16 protein-coding genes are annotated in these 13,483 nt (G+C 65.3%); 9 read left to right on the top strand and 7 right to left on the bottom strand.

Annotated elements, in window-relative coordinates; all coding sequences use genetic code 11:
• Positions 1-176: 176 nt before the first annotated feature.
• Entirely contained in the window at positions 177-530 is a 354-nt protein-coding gene (locus WC739_RS20620) for a hypothetical protein (protein ID WP_372954871.1), read from the bottom strand.
• 288 nt (positions 531-818) lie between these two features.
• Between WC739_RS20620 and WC739_RS20615 the strand changes: the two genes are divergently transcribed.
• The gene (locus tag WC739_RS20615; protein ID WP_372954870.1) at positions 819-1,259 is read left to right on the top strand and encodes a hypothetical protein; all 441 of its coding nucleotides are present in this window, start codon (positions 819-821) and stop codon (positions 1,257-1,259) included.
• A gap of 69 nt (positions 1,260-1,328) precedes the next feature.
• On the opposite strand, the gene WC739_RS20610 is transcribed toward WC739_RS20615, so the two are convergent.
• Positions 1,329-2,951 (bottom strand): ABC-F family ATP-binding cassette domain-containing protein, encoded by a 1,623-nt coding sequence (locus WC739_RS20610; RefSeq protein WP_372954869.1) that lies wholly within the window; start codon positions 2,949-2,951, stop codon positions 1,329-1,331.
• Positions 2,952-3,544: 593 nt separating this feature from the next.
• Here WC739_RS20610 and WC739_RS20605 point away from each other — a divergent pair.
• Both WC739_RS20605 and WC739_RS20600 read left to right on the top strand, forming a co-directional pair.
• Positions 3,545-4,105, top strand: a complete 561-nt coding sequence (locus WC739_RS20605) for a LysE family translocator (RefSeq protein ID WP_372954868.1) — start codon at positions 3,545-3,547, stop codon at positions 4,103-4,105.
• A gap of 77 nt (positions 4,106-4,182) precedes the next feature.
• Entirely contained in the window at positions 4,183-4,812 is a 630-nt protein-coding gene (locus WC739_RS20600; protein ID WP_372954867.1) for a glutathione S-transferase family protein, read from the top strand.
• A 5-nt stretch (positions 4,813-4,817) separates the two neighbouring features.
• On the opposite strand, the gene WC739_RS20595 is transcribed toward WC739_RS20600, so the two are convergent.
• The gene (locus tag WC739_RS20595) at positions 4,818-5,417 is read right to left on the bottom strand and encodes a YdeI family protein (RefSeq protein WP_372954866.1); all 600 of its coding nucleotides are present in this window, start codon (positions 5,415-5,417) and stop codon (positions 4,818-4,820) included.
• 193 nt (positions 5,418-5,610) lie between these two features.
• On the opposite strand from WC739_RS20595, the gene WC739_RS20590 reads away from it, so the two are divergent.
• Positions 5,611-5,970, top strand: coding sequence for a VOC family protein (locus WC739_RS20590; RefSeq protein ID WP_372954865.1), 360 nt, complete (start codon positions 5,611-5,613; stop codon positions 5,968-5,970).
• Between the two features lie 102 nt (positions 5,971-6,072).
• On the top strand, positions 6,073-6,699 hold the full coding sequence (locus tag WC739_RS20585) for a hypothetical protein (protein ID WP_372954864.1): 627 nt from the start codon (positions 6,073-6,075) through the stop codon (positions 6,697-6,699).
• A 10-nt stretch (positions 6,700-6,709) separates the two neighbouring features.
• On the opposite strand, the gene WC739_RS20580 is transcribed toward WC739_RS20585, so the two are convergent.
• Positions 6,710-7,615 carry a S1C family serine protease gene (locus WC739_RS20580; RefSeq protein WP_372954863.1) on the bottom strand — a complete coding sequence of 302 codons (906 nt, stop codon included), beginning with the start codon at positions 7,613-7,615 and terminating at the stop codon, positions 6,710-6,712.
• 189 nt (positions 7,616-7,804) lie between these two features.
• Between WC739_RS20580 and yghU the strand changes: the two genes are divergently transcribed.
• A complete protein-coding gene (yghU, locus tag WC739_RS20575) occupies positions 7,805-8,677 on the top strand; it encodes a glutathione-dependent disulfide-bond oxidoreductase (RefSeq protein ID WP_372954862.1) in 873 nt (290 codons plus the stop codon).
• 102 nt (positions 8,678-8,779) lie between these two features.
• On the opposite strand, the gene WC739_RS20570 is transcribed toward yghU, so the two are convergent.
• From WC739_RS20570 to WC739_RS20560, 3 genes are all read right to left on the bottom strand, one after another.
• Positions 8,780-9,106 (bottom strand): DUF1236 domain-containing protein, encoded by a 327-nt coding sequence (locus WC739_RS20570; protein ID WP_372954861.1) that lies wholly within the window; start codon positions 9,104-9,106, stop codon positions 8,780-8,782.
• Positions 9,107-9,351: 245 nt separating this feature from the next.
• Complete coding sequence (locus WC739_RS20565; RefSeq protein ID WP_372954860.1) at positions 9,352-9,975, bottom strand: hypothetical protein; 624 nt, start codon at positions 9,973-9,975, stop codon at positions 9,352-9,354.
• 23 nt (positions 9,976-9,998) lie between these two features.
• Positions 9,999-11,177, bottom strand: a complete 1,179-nt coding sequence (locus tag WC739_RS20560) for a YadA-like family protein (RefSeq protein ID WP_372954859.1) — start codon at positions 11,175-11,177, stop codon at positions 9,999-10,001.
• 237 nt (positions 11,178-11,414) lie between these two features.
• On the opposite strand from WC739_RS20560, the gene WC739_RS20555 reads away from it, so the two are divergent.
• The 3 genes from WC739_RS20555 to WC739_RS20545 form a co-directional block, all read left to right on the top strand.
• Positions 11,415-12,551, top strand: a complete 1,137-nt coding sequence (locus WC739_RS20555; RefSeq protein WP_372954858.1) for a helix-turn-helix transcriptional regulator — start codon at positions 11,415-11,417, stop codon at positions 12,549-12,551.
• 304 nt (positions 12,552-12,855) lie between these two features.
• A complete protein-coding gene (locus WC739_RS20550) occupies positions 12,856-13,176 on the top strand; it encodes a DUF982 domain-containing protein (RefSeq protein WP_372954857.1) in 321 nt (106 codons plus the stop codon).
• A 102-nt stretch (positions 13,177-13,278) separates the two neighbouring features.
• Positions 13,279-13,483, top strand: a 205-nt coding sequence (locus WC739_RS20545; protein ID WP_372954856.1) for a hypothetical protein, incomplete at its 3' end; no start/stop codon positions are given.

The raw sequence follows: 13,483 nt of genomic DNA, 5'->3' as shown, positions 1-13,483 counted from the left end.
ACGCGCGCCGGCAAGCGCGAGCGCAAGGCCGGCCCTGCCCGCAAATCGGGAAAGGACGACAGCCCACCGCCAAAGCTGGAGGGGTGGGACATTTTCGAGGCGGATGGATTGCTGCGCTAAACCTACGGCCAGCCGCTAACGCGCTTTCCAAGCCTCGGCTCGAAGGGCACCGCCGGCTACGGGTATTTCGTCGCCGCTCCCGCCGGGTTCAGGTCGCCCTGCAATTGCTTCGGCAGCGGCAGGCTCGAACATTGCAGATGCACGTCGCGGGCGAACAATCTCCGCTGCTTCTGTTCGGCCTCCTTGGTGGCCGCCAGGATGCCCATGCCATACGGGCCGAGCGCAACGAAGGCCCAGCCGGGATGCGTCTTCTCGCGGGCGGAATAGTCGGCAGCGGCGGTCCGCGCCTGCTGGCATTCGGGCGATGCATATTTCGGGTCTTGCGGCGAAAGCGACGTCCCATAATCGACCGGCGAGGTCGCGCATCCGGCCAGTGTCGCCGCAAATGCGACGGATAGTGCGATTCTCATCCCGAGGCCTTCCCCCCGCTCGATGCGACAGTATACGGAACTCCTCTTCCCACAAGCAAAGCGCTTCGACGACCGGCGATCGATCGCCACGGCAGCCGGCCGCACCGCGAAACCGTTGTCCATTGCATGGGATAAGTCTGCGAATGCCGGATCCCGGCAAGACGCGGCAATCACGCCGGATTGACCGCGTATGCCGGGAACCAATTGACGGTCGAGACTGTTGCGGTTGACTTTGACACGACGCTGACGAGCCCGGCCGGGTAAGAGGCGATTGCAGGAGCTACCATCATGAACATTTCGTCCGGATTTCGTAAGATCGCGGTTGCCGCCATCGCCACCGCCGGCATCGGCTTTGCCAGCGCCGCGCATGCTGACAGCGGCACGATCCGCTTCGCCGTCTACAAGGCGGCCTTCTTCGTCGGCGGCTCCGGCGGCAAGGGCACTTTCACCTTCCATGGCAAGAGCTACCCGATCTCTATCGGCGCGGTCTCCGGCGGCCTGGCTTTCGGCGTGTCCAAGACATATTTCCGCGGCACCGTGCGCCATATCAGGCGCGCCCGCGACGTGACCGGGGTCTACGGAGCGGCCGGCGGCGGCGGCACGATCGGCAAGGGAGCCCAGGTCATCATCATGAGGAACGACAAAGGCGCCCAGCTCGAACTGACAGGCAGGCAGGTCGGCCTGCAGGTCAACGCCGACCTCAGCGGCATGGCGATCTCGTTCGAGTAAGGCCGTCCGTCCGCACGGACGACAGTCAAGGGGCGGTGCCGGCTTCGAGCCGGCACCGCCCCTTCTCGTTCAGCTCCGCAGTCCCGGCGCTTCCTGGCCGGTCCGCTCGACATATTCCGTATAGCCGCCACCATAGGTGTGGATGCCCTCGGGCGTCAGTTCCAGCACGCGGTTGGAGAGCGCTGCCAAAAAATGCCGGTCGTGCGAGACGAACAGCATGGTGCCTTCATACTGCGAGAGCGCCGTGATCAGCATCTCCTTGGTGGCGATGTCGAGGTGGTTGGTCGGCTCGTCCAGCACCAGCAGATTGGGCGGATCGAACAGCATCAGCGCCATCACCAGCCGCGCCTTTTCGCCGCCCGACAGGACGCGGCAGCGCTTCTCGATCTCGTCGCCGGAAAAGCCGAAGCAGCCGGCAAGCGCCCTGAGCGGCGCCTGGCCGGCCTGCGGGAACGCGTCCTCCAGCGTCTGGAATACGGTGCGCTCGCCTTCCAGCAGCTCCATGGCGTGCTGGGCGAAATAGCCCATCTTGACGCTTGGGCCCCGCGCCACCGTGCCGGTGTCGGGTTCGGAAGCCCCCGCCACCAGTCTCAGCAGCGTCGACTTGCCGGCGCCGTTGACGCCCATGATGCACCAGCGCTCGCGGCGGCGGACCTGGAAATCCAGCCCCTCATAGATGGTGCGGCTGCCATAGCCCTTGTGGACATTCTTCAGCGTCACGACATCCTCGCCGCAGCGCGGCGCCGGCTGGAAGTCGAAGCTTACCGTCTGGCGGCGCTTGGGCGGCTCGACGCGGTCGATCTTGTCGAGCTTCTTCACCCGGCTCTGCACCTGCGCGGCATGCGAGGCGCGCGCCTTGAAGCGCTCGATGAAGGCGATCTCCTTGGCCAGCATCGCCTGCTGGCGTTCGAACTGCGCCTGCTGCTGCTTGTCGGCGATCGCCCGCTGCTGCTGGTAGAACTCGTAATTGCCGGAATAGGCGGTTAGCGAACCGGCATCGATCTCGACGATCTTGTTGACTATGCGGTTCATGAACTCGCGGTCGTGCGAGGTCATCAAGAGCGCGCCGTCATAGCCCTTGAGGAAGGACTCCAGCCAGATCAGGCTTTCGAGGTCGAGATGGTTGGAGGGTTCGTCGAGCAGCATCACGTCGGGGCGCATCAGCAGGATGCGGGCCAGCGCCACGCGCATTTTCCAGCCGCCGGAAAGCTTGCCGACATCGCCGTCCATCGTCTCCTGGGAGAAGCCGAGGCCATCCAGCACTTCGCGCGCGCGCCCATCCAGCGCATAGCCGTCGAGCTCCTCGAAACGGTGCTGCGCCTCGCCATATTTCTCGATGATCTCGTCCATCCGGTCGGCTTGCTCCGGATCGGCCATCGCCGCTTCCAGTTCCGCCATCTCGGCCGCGACGTCGCTGACCGGCCCGGCGCCGTTCATCACTTCGGCGACCGCGCTGTGGCCCGCCATGTCGCCGACATCCTGGCTGAAATAGCCGATGGTGACGCCGCGATCGACCTGCACCTGGCCCTCGTCGGGCTGCTCCTGCCCGGTGATCATGCGAAACAGCGTCGTCTTGCCGGCGCCGTTGGGGCCGACGAGGCCGATTTTCTCGCCCTTCTGCAGGGACGCCGACGCCTCGATGAAGACCAGCTGGCGGCCGTTCTGCTTGCTGATGCTTTCAAGTCTGATCATGCGGTTTCCGGGAGAGGCTAAGAGGAAAGGATTTGCCCGGCGCCTTACGCGAAGGAGGACGGCAAAGGAAGAGGCACAAGCGCCGCAGACGTTCGATCTCCCCATGAGCGCAGGGCTATCGCATATGGATTCCCTCGAAGAGAGACCCCACCCTAACCCTCCCCACAAGGGGGAGGGAACGCTGCCGCGCGCCCTACCTGTCTGCTGATCCGTAGGGAAACCTGGGCAGATTGCCGAAATCAGCGCTGACCAAGTCTCCCTCCCCCTTGTGGGGAGGGGTTAGGGGTGGGGGTATTCGTAGGGTGAAAGCCTTCGGGAAATCCATATGCAATAGCCTGCCCACGAGCGGGAGATCGGCAGCTTCGCCCCGGCGAGGGCCGCGTTTTCGCTCGTGCCGTCGGACTTGGCCGGCGTGCCCGCGAAATCGTAGCAATAGCAGAGACTTACGCCGGCTTGTCGAATCGGCGTATGAACCCATGCCGCTCGGCACTCGCCTGACGGACTGCGCCAAGCCAGCCGGTCTGCAGCGACGACGGTTTCGCCCGGCGCCGGACTGGTCTAACTCTGCGCCATCGACACCATCGGGAACCGGCATGCTCGACCTTGATCTCCTGGCGCTGGCCGGACTGCTGCTGACGCCGGGGCCGACCAACATCGTGCTGGCCTTCTCGACCGTCTCGTCCGGGGCACGGCGCACCGTGCCTATGCTGGCGGCCGTCGTGATCGCCTATATGGTGGTGATCCTGGCGGTGGCAGGGCCTGCCGCGCTGGTCCCGGCCGCCAACGAAGCCGTGGCTCGGGCCGTCTTGCGGGCCTGCGCCGTGCTGTGGCTGCTGTGGCTGGCCTTCTCCGTCTGGACCGCCAACGACGACGGCGCCGAGGCCAGGCTGGTCACGGTGAGGCAGGTGTTCGTCACCACCCTGGTCAATCCCAAGGCGATGATCGTTGCCCTGCTTGTCCAATCCGCAGGCATGACGGCCGGCCTGCTGGCCATCATCGCCGTGCTGGTCTCCCTTGCCGGAGCCGTCTGGATCGCTGTCGGCATGGTGCTGCGGCGCAGCGGATCGAGCCTGGGCGGCCGGCGCACCTTGCGCCGCGCCAGCGCCATCTGCCTCGCCGGCTTCGGCATCATCCTCGCCGGCAGCAGCCTGTAGCGCTTCGCTCCGCCGGAATCGGGTGTCGGCGAAAGCCATGCCGTGCGATCGTTGCGCTCCCTCACCGAGGACCGGCCATGCTCACGCTCCACGATTACCTGCCGTCGCAAAACGCCTGGAAGATCCGCGTGCTCCTCGGGCTGCTGGCGATCCCCTGCGAAACGCGCCTCGTCTCCATCTTCGAGGGCGGAAGCCGCACCGATCGGTTCCTCGCGCTCAACCCGGCCGGCGCGGTTCCGGTGCTCGAGCTCGACGACGGCAGGGCGATTGCCGAATCCAACGCGATCCTGACCTACCTCGCCGACGCCACACCGTTCCTGCCGCAGGATCGCTACACACGCGCCAAGGTCATGCAGTGGCTGTTCTTCGAACAATACAATGTCGAGCCGGTCATCGGCTCGCTGCGCTTCTGGACCTTGACCGGACGGCTCGACCGCAACCAGGCGCTGGTTCCGGCCAAGCGCGAGGCCGGGGCCAGGACGCTTGCGGCGCTGGACCGGGCGCTGGCAGGGACGCCACATCTGGCAGGCGACGATTTCACCATCGCCGACATCGCCGTCTATGCCTACAGCCATCGCGCCGAGGATTGCGGCTTCCGTCTCTCGGACTATCCGGCATTCGTTGCATGGGCCGGCCGCGTGCGCGACGCCATCGGTCCCGGTTACCCGGTGCACCCCTACAGCATTGATCCGCACTCGGGCGCCTGAAGGCCCTATTTCTTGCCCTGCGGATAGATCGTCTCGCCGCGCTTCAGCATCGCGACGAAGGTCTCGATCTTCTTCTTGCGCCCAGCCTCGGTCTTCATGTTGTGGACGCGGAAGGCAAGCGCGAAGCGGTTCTGGGCGCTGAGCTTGCCCAGCATTTCCTTGGCTGCCGGCTCGGCGTCGATCGCCGCCTGCAGGTCATCGGGGATCTTCATCTCCTTGCCGCTGCCATAGGCGCGCGCCCAGCGCCCGTCGGCCTTGGCCGCCTCGACCTCTCTCAGCCCATGCTCGGTCATGCGGCCCTCCGCGACCAAGCGCGCGACATTGGCGATGTTGATCCGGCTCCAGATGCTCTTCTTGCCGCGCGGCGTGTAGCGCTGCAGGAAGCTCTTGTCGTCCAGCCCCTTGCGCACCGCATCGATCCAGCCGAAGCACAGCACGACATCGATGGCTTCCCTGGGCGTGATCGATGTCAGCCCCGACCCCACCTTGTGCACCTTGATCCACACTTCGGTTTCCGTGGCATGATGCCGGCTTAGCCAGGCACGGAAACCGGCGGCGTCGGGGAATTCGTGCACCCTGTCGGGATCGACCTTGACCGGCGCCATCAGTCGATGCTCCCCCCGTCAATCCTCACGCAGCAATCCATTGCTCTCACCCATCGCCCAGTCGAGGCCAGTCCGCACAATGGCATGCAGCGCTGTCAGGTTCCGTCAGCAGCCAAGCTTGCCCACAGCTGAAAAGGCAACGCGGGGTCTGCCGCTGCGTTAAGCCATCAGACATTCCAGCGCGAGGTCCCCGATGGCAATCCAGACCATTTTCGCCCATGTCAGCTGTTCCGACCTCGAAACCAGCGTCGCCTGGTACGAGAAGCTGTTCGGCAAGCCGCCGCTGCGCCGGCCGATGCCGGGTCTTGCCGAATGGCAGTTCACCGACAGCGCCGAGGTGCAGCTGTTCGAAGACAAGGACAAGGCCGGCACCTCGACGCTGACGCTGGGCGTGCTGCCGCTGGCGCCAGAACGGCGCAGGCTGGTGGACGCGGGGCTTCAGCCGGGGCCGATCGAGCAAGCCGATTATGTCCACATCATGCGCATGCGCGATCCGGACGGAAACCTGGTGGTGTTGGCGAGCGCGCAGGTGGATGAGGCGGGGTCCCGGTAGCGCTCGGGAGCCGGCCGGCGGCTTTGAAGTCTGGGGCGGTGCTGGCGCCCGCTCCCGCCGTGCTTTACCACGGCGGGTGTCACCGCCGAGGGCATGCCGATCATGAAGTGTCTCCGCCTCGCCCTTGCCCTGCTGCTGCCGGCGATCGCCCTCCCCAATGTGGCCCGCGCCGAACCGATCGAAACCCGCAAGATCATCACCGCGCTGACCGGCGATTTCAACGGCGACGGCGCCCCCGACCTTGTCATGGTGGTCGAGACGGAGCCGACGGACCCGATGGACATCCACTTCTTCCTCAGGGACAAGGAGCACAACTATCTCAAATCAGTCGAGATCGTGCACGACCAGATCGACGCCGAGTGGAACGGCTATGACCGTCCGGGCTACGAGAATTCGGACACCGAGCCCGAGCTGACCATGCTGCCGAACGGCTCGATCAAATTTTATCTGCCGGCGCTGCCGCAAGGCAGCGAGCGCACCAACCAGACGCTGATCATCGCCTATCGCGATGGCGACTTCATCGTTGCCGGCTTCGCCTACGAGTCCGAGGATTTCCAGCAGGACAATGTCGCCAGCGCCTGCGACATCAACATCCTGACCGGCAAGGGCACCAGCAGCAAGAAGCAGCCGGACGGCACCACCAGGCACAGGGCCATATCCGTCGAAGGGCGGACCGTCGCGTTCCGCGACTGGAACCCCGGCGCCGCCTTCTCCGCCTGCACCCAGTAGGCCGACGACCTTACTGCAGCTGCGGCTTCTTCAGGAAACTCCCACGGTCGGCCGACTTGACGCGCAGCCAGGTGTCGCGGCCGTCGCGCACGACACGCATCGGGATCTCGGCGCCCGCCGAGCCGCTTTCCCACAGCTTGCGATAGAAATCCGCCAGCCCGTCGACGGCGCCGTCGCGGATATCGGAGATGACGTCACCTTGGCGCAGGCCGGCCTTTGCCGCCGGGCCGCCCTCGGTCACGCTCATCACCACCACCTTGCCGTCGCTTTCGGCCGACAAGGCGCCGAGCCATGGCCGTGGCGGCCTGGCCACCTGGCCGCGCGTCAGCAGGTCGTCGAGAATGGGCGGCAGAAGGTCGATCGGGACCACCATGTTGATGTCGGCGACCTCGCCGTTGCGGCTCATCTGCAGGCGCAGCGAGCCGATGCCGAGCAGCGAGCCGTCTTCGCCGAACAGGCCGGCCCCGCCCCAGGAGGGATGCGCAGGCGCGATGAAGATCGCCTCGTCGAGAAGGTATTCCCAGTATCCGGCGAATTCCTGCTTGGTGACGATCTTGGCCTGCACCGAGCGGCCGATGCCATCGGCCAGCACCACGGCATCGCCGACCCGGGCCTTGCCCGCGTCGCCCAGCGCCACCGCCGGCAGGCCGAGCGGCGCCAGCGCCTGGACGAGGCCGAAGCCCGATTCCTGGTCATAGGCAAGGGCGTGAGCCGGAATGACCCGCCCGTCATGGCTGGTCAGCCAGACTTCCTCCGCCTCGGTGATGAGATAGCCGATGGTCAGCACCAGCCCGTCGTCACGGATGACGACGCCGCTGCCCTCCCTGAGCGTGCCCAGCGCGCCGGCCGTGAAGGCATCGTCGGGAACGGTGGCGCGCACGGCCACGACCGAGCGCGGATGGGGATTAATGGTCATGCTCTTGTCCTGAATGGTCCTGGGTGACATCCACCATAGGTATGCCACGAAGACAAAGGCGCAAGGGGTGAAGGCGGTGGCGGCACCACCAACGCGAACAAAGTTCAACACAAGTTGAACTTCCTCGCCCGCAGCCTTAGGTTAAGGCTGTCTCACGCGCTTATCCTTCCCCGTCAAACGAGGCCTTGCATGACCGACTACACCCCGCCGAAAGTATGGACCTGGAACAAAGGCAATGGCGGCGCCTTCGCCAGCATCAACCGGCCGATCGCCGGGCCGACGCATGACAAGGACTTGCCTGTTGGCAAGCACCCGCTGCAGCTCTATTCGCTGGCGACGCCGAACGGCGTCAAGGTGACGGTGATGCTGGAGGAGCTCCTGGCGCTTGGCCACAAAGGCGCCGAATATGACGCCTGGCTGATCAAGATCAACGATGGCGACCAGTTCGGCAGCGGCTTCGTCGCGGTCAATCCGAATTCGAAGATCCCGGCCTTGATGGACCGCAGCGGCGAGACGCCGGTCCGGGTCTTCGAATCCGGTTCGATCCTGGTCTATCTCGCCGAGAAGTTCGGTGAATTCCTGCCCAGGGAACAGCCGGCGCGCGCCGAAGTCCTGTCATGGCTGTTCTGGCAGATGGGCTCGGCCCCCTATCTCGGCGGCGGCTTCGGCCATTTCTACGCCTATGCGCCGGAAAAGTTCGAATACGCCATCGACCGCTTCTCGATGGAAGTGAAGCGCCAGATGGATGTGCTGGACCGTCGCCTGGCCGAGACCGAATATCTCGGCGGCGCCGACTACAGCATCGCCGACATGGCGGTGTGGCCCTGGTATGGCGGACTGGCGCTGGGCCGCATGTACAATGACGCGGGCGACTTCCTCTCCGTCCAGGACTACAAGCACGTGCAGCGTTGGGCCCAGGCGATTGACGCGCGCCCGGCGGTCCAGCGCGGCCGCATGGTCAACCGCGCCTTCGGCGAACCGGCCATGCAGCTGCATGAGCGCCACGACGCCGGCGACTTCGAGACGAAGACGCAGGACAAGCTGGCGCCGGCAGCCGAATAAGCGCGGTCATCGTACCGCGCCGACCTTTGTTCTCACGCAATTCCCAAGGGAAAGCTTCACGCGCTTCCCTTGGGAAAAACGTCCTCATAGCCTAGGCAGGCGTTAGTTCAGGACCTCGACGATCTCATGCGTGTCGGGGTCGACCAGCACCGTCTGGTCATTGATGACCGCGACGCGATACTTGACGTTGGGGACCTCGCGCAGTTCCACGGTGTCCGGCACCGAGGAGCCCAGCTTCAGCTCGACGCCCAGCAGGTTCACCGAGGCCAGCGGTTCCTTCTTGATGTATTCGCGCACCACAGTTTCCTGCTGCGGTTCGACCACTACCTGCCGGCTGGGCTGTACCACGACGACATCATCGGCCATCGCGGCGCCCATGCCGCCGATCAGGATGGCCGCTGCGGCCGCGCTCCCAAGATAAAGCTTCATGACACTCTCCATTGCGGTAAATTGACAAACCCGCCTGGTTCCAAAAACTCTCGGGCCGAAGCTCGGTTCCAGATTTTCGCGGTGGCCCTCCCGGGAAAACCGGCATTGACCGTCGCCGCGAAGGCCGCGGTGACGGCCGCGAGGCGCAGGTCTGGCTATGACCGCGCGGTAAAAAAGCCCATCAGGGATGCCTCGATTTTAACGGGGATTGTGATTGTTGGTGGGCCGACTCGGTTCGGAAACGCTTACGGTTTGGCGAGCCCGGTTTTCTTCTTGCCCACGGCCATCGAAGGCGGTTGGGGCGGCGCGGCATCGACGGGCTTGGCCGGCTCGGCGGGCGGCTTGTCGGGAGCCTGCGGGCCTCCCGGCGTCAGGTTGACCGCCACCCCGAATACCCTCCACCGGCGATTGACCGGCTCGAACACCAGTTCGAAATTGATCTGCAGCGGTGCCGAAGGAAAGAAGCCTGCCATGTGCAGCATGCCGTTCGGCTCGGTCTGGGGCAGCAGCGTCAATTGCGGCTCGAGCACCGCGACCGCGCTGAAGTCGAGCATCTGCCTGCGTTGGGCGGCGAAGATCTCGGCGAGGTCGGCCGCGCTCTTGTTCTGGAAGCTGGGCGAGCCAAGATCGCGAAGCACGGTGTAGTTGCCGGTCTTGTTGGCCTGGTCGAGCGCCAACAGCGTGCCGCGCGTCAGGATCAGCACGCCGTTGCGGTCGAGATTGGCGGGTTTGGCATGCGCCTTGTCGGCGGCCTTGCCGGTCTGGGCGACGGCCGGATGTGGCAGGAGGCCAGCCGCCAGGATGACGAATAGCGCAACGGCCGTTCGCCCTGTCCGCCCGAAGGAGGCTGACGCTCGCTTGGAGGTCACGCGACGAGCCCGGCCGGCAGCGATTACCAGGCGACTGTCAGACCCGCCCGGCCGCCCACCGTGTGGTTGCTGGCGCCCACGCCGATGCCGCCGCTGAGGATGACATTCTCGTTGATGCGGGCCTGTGCGCTGCCGGCAAAGGCGTTCTCGCCCTCGAACGTGCCCCAGTTCAGCGAGACGGCATAATTCTTGTCGCCGGGCAGGCCGCTGCCGGCCATCGCCAGCGCCATGGCCGTGCCTTCGAACGCCTTGTCGATCCTGCCGTTGGCGGAGTTCAGGCCGCTTTCCAGGCTGCCGACGCGGCCATCAAGCAGCGCGATGTTGCTGGTGTTGGTGGCGATGTTGGCTGTGTTGGTCGCGATGTCGGCCGTGTTGATGGCGATGTTGGAAGTGTTGGTTGCGATGTCAGTGGTGTTGGTGGCGATGTCGGCGGTGTTGGTGGTCACCCGCGTGTCGAGCGAGGCGATCTGGGTCGTGTGCTGCGCGATATCGCTCTCATTGTTGGTGATGCGCGTCTCGTGGTTGGCAAGTTCCGTGGTGTGGCCGCTCACCGTGCCCTGCAGGGCGCTGATGTCGGAGCTGTTCTGCGCCACCGTATCGGCCAGCGAATCGAAATCGAAGGTCGAGGCCGCCAGGTTCCCGGCGCTGTCGGTCGTCACCATGTAGGTGGTGCCGGACTGGGCGCTCGTGCTGGCGGCGGAAGGCAGGCCGGCCAGCGTGTAGGTTGCCTGGCTGCCGCCGATGGCAACCTGGTCTGCCCGCGTCGTGGCAACGCCCTTGCCTATGGCGGTCGACCCGGCAAAGCTGGCATCTGCGCCTTGACCGATTGCGGTAGTGTCGTTGCCAAATGCGACGGCACCGGCGCCCAAGGCCGTGGCGTTGGCCCCGTTCAAGGCATGGGCTGAAGCGCCGATCGCGGTGTTGCGGCCGCCGTCGAAGGCGTGTGCCTCATTACCGAACGCGCTGTTGGTAGAGCTGCCCGATGCCAGGGCGTCGACGCCGCAGGCATAGGCGCCGTCAAGACCGTCGCCGTCGCCGCAGTCATCGGCAAGGGCCGAGCTTCCAGAAGACATCATCATGCCGAGCACCAGCGATGAAACGCCGAGCAAGGCTCGCAGCCTCGGCGGGGATCCGGAAAAGACGCCGCCCTTCGAACCGCCAACCGCAAACGGGCTGTGCGCCCCGCCACGCTGTTCTTCCATCCCCAAACGCCCCCGCCTGATCGAATGCCAAATTCGCAATTGCCAGATTCGCAATCTATCGGAAGGCTAGCGTCGAGATTGAAGGTCGGCATCCACCAACTGGTGGAGAACATCCAGCATGAATCAGTTTATCGACGTCGGTCCAAACACCATCGGACAACATCACTGTCCAAACTAGCCAAGACATCGGCACTATGCTGTATTTCGGCCAGTGGGCGCTTTTCGGGGGAGCTAACCTTGGCGGATGAATTCGCGGAACTCGCAGGCTTGATCGGCACATTCTACGATGCCGTCATAGAACCTGGCCTTTGGCAGAAGGCGCTTGACGACCTGCGGCGCCATTTCGGCTTTCACCTGGGGGCGATCTCGGTGATCTCGCTGCCGACGGGCAGCGCCATGGTGCAGGTCTCCACCAACATTCCCCCTGAATATGCAGCCGGAATGGAGGCCTATAATGACGATGTCATCGAGCTGTGGGGCGGCATGGCCCGCATGGCCGAGATGCCGCTCGAGGAGCCCATCCTCCAGTCACGCATCACCGGGCCGGATGTCTGGGAAGGCAACCGTTTCTACGAGGAGTGGGTACGCCCGCTCGGCCTTGTCGACCAAGTCGGCATCATGCTGGCGCGCGACCGGACGATGGTCGGGAATGTGGGACTTGGCCTGCATGAATCCGCGCCGCCGCTGACCGACGCCCAGATGAACGGCCTGCGCCTGATGGCGCCGCATGTAAGGCGGGCGGCGGTCATCAGCCGCATGCTCGACAGCACGGCAACGGCCGCCGCCACGTTCGAGGCCGCGCTCGACGCGACGCGCTCGGCGGTCGTGCTGATCGCGCAGGACATGGCGATCGTCCATGCCAACGCCGCGGCCAGGACCATGCTGGCCAATGGCGATCCGATCTCCTCGGTGCGCGGCAAGCTGACCTTGCCGCGCGAACTTGTGCCCAACCGCCTTCAGGCGGCGGTGCAGGCGGCGACGCGCGCCGAGCAGGAGCTCGGCAGGCGCGGCATCGGCATCGCGGCGAAGTCGCGCGACGGCACGGCGATAGCTGTGCAGGTGATGCCGCTCGAAAAGCGCACGCTGCGCGGCGGCCTCGACCGGCGAGCCGTCGCGGCGGTCTTCATCGGCGACCCCGCCACGCCGCTCGAGATGCCCGCCGAAGCCATGCGCCTCCTCTACGAGCTGACGCCGGCGGAACAGCGTGTCTTCGAAATGGTCGCGGCCGGCGAGAAGACGGCCACGATCGCCCACAAGCTCGGCGTGGCGCCAAGCACGGTGCGAACCCATCTCCTGAAAGTCTTCGAAAAAACCGGCCGCCATACGCGCGGCGAGCTGGTGAAACTCAGCCGTGAGATAACCTTGCCGGGCTGAAGGAGGCCAAAGGCGCGGACGGCAGGGGCGCGCATCCCCAGCGACCTTCGCGCCTCCAATATCTGCCTGGGCCGGACGGCGGCCATAAAATCCTACCCCGGCAAATTGTGGGCCCCCGGAGTGCAACCATCGGTTCACGATGACGTTTAGCCGAAAACCGTCAGCGAGGATGTCCGATGGCGCGCCGCCCCTCCGTAACCAAGCACCCCTTCACCCTGATGTTCGTCGTGATCGCGCTGATGGCCCCTTTCGCGGGCCTTGCCTGGCGCACACGCGAGTGGATGGGCTGGTAGGGACAGCTGAAATGAACAGCTTTGAACCGCTGGCCGTTCGCTTTATCGACGCCCGCTCGATGACGGTGACCACGATTACCGAGGCCCGCAACGCCCTGGACGGCAGGTGGTGCAACAAGCAGGCGGCCAGCTATCTCCGCGCCAAGCGGTTGATCGCGGCGGCAGAGACCGGCGATTGCCGGCCCGCGATCGCGCTGGCTGCCTTTGAGCGGGCCGCGCGCGAGCAGGGCCTGATCCGGTCGCCCCGCCGCACCCCAAGCCTGCGCGCGCTGGACAGGTTCATCGGCTCGCTTTTCGTGCCGAGGGCGCTACACGACCGGACCGAGGCGTAAGCGCCTATCGTCACGGACGTGCCTCCCGGAACAAACAGCCTTGGCCCGAGTTTCGCCCTTGGTCTTCTCAGGATCGGCGTTCCCAGGATTTGGAGATCAGACATGGCACCGCGCGGCACCCCACGCACCGACATCGAAAAGGGCATCGAGGCCGACGGTCCGGTCATCGAGCAGCAGGATTGGGATGCCATCGAGGGCGCCGAAATCCTGCCCGACTCGCTGACGGAGACCGACGGCGTCAACTACGGCATCGAAAAGGATGGCGACCTGCCCGACGAGGATGACGACAACGCGCTGCAGGACAGCG

Origin of the sequence: Mesorhizobium sp., assembly GCF_041661565.1 — a bacterium.
Taxonomy (GTDB): Bacteria; Pseudomonadota; Alphaproteobacteria; order Rhizobiales; family Rhizobiaceae; genus Mesorhizobium.
This window is presented reverse-complemented; position numbering and strand designations above follow the sequence as displayed.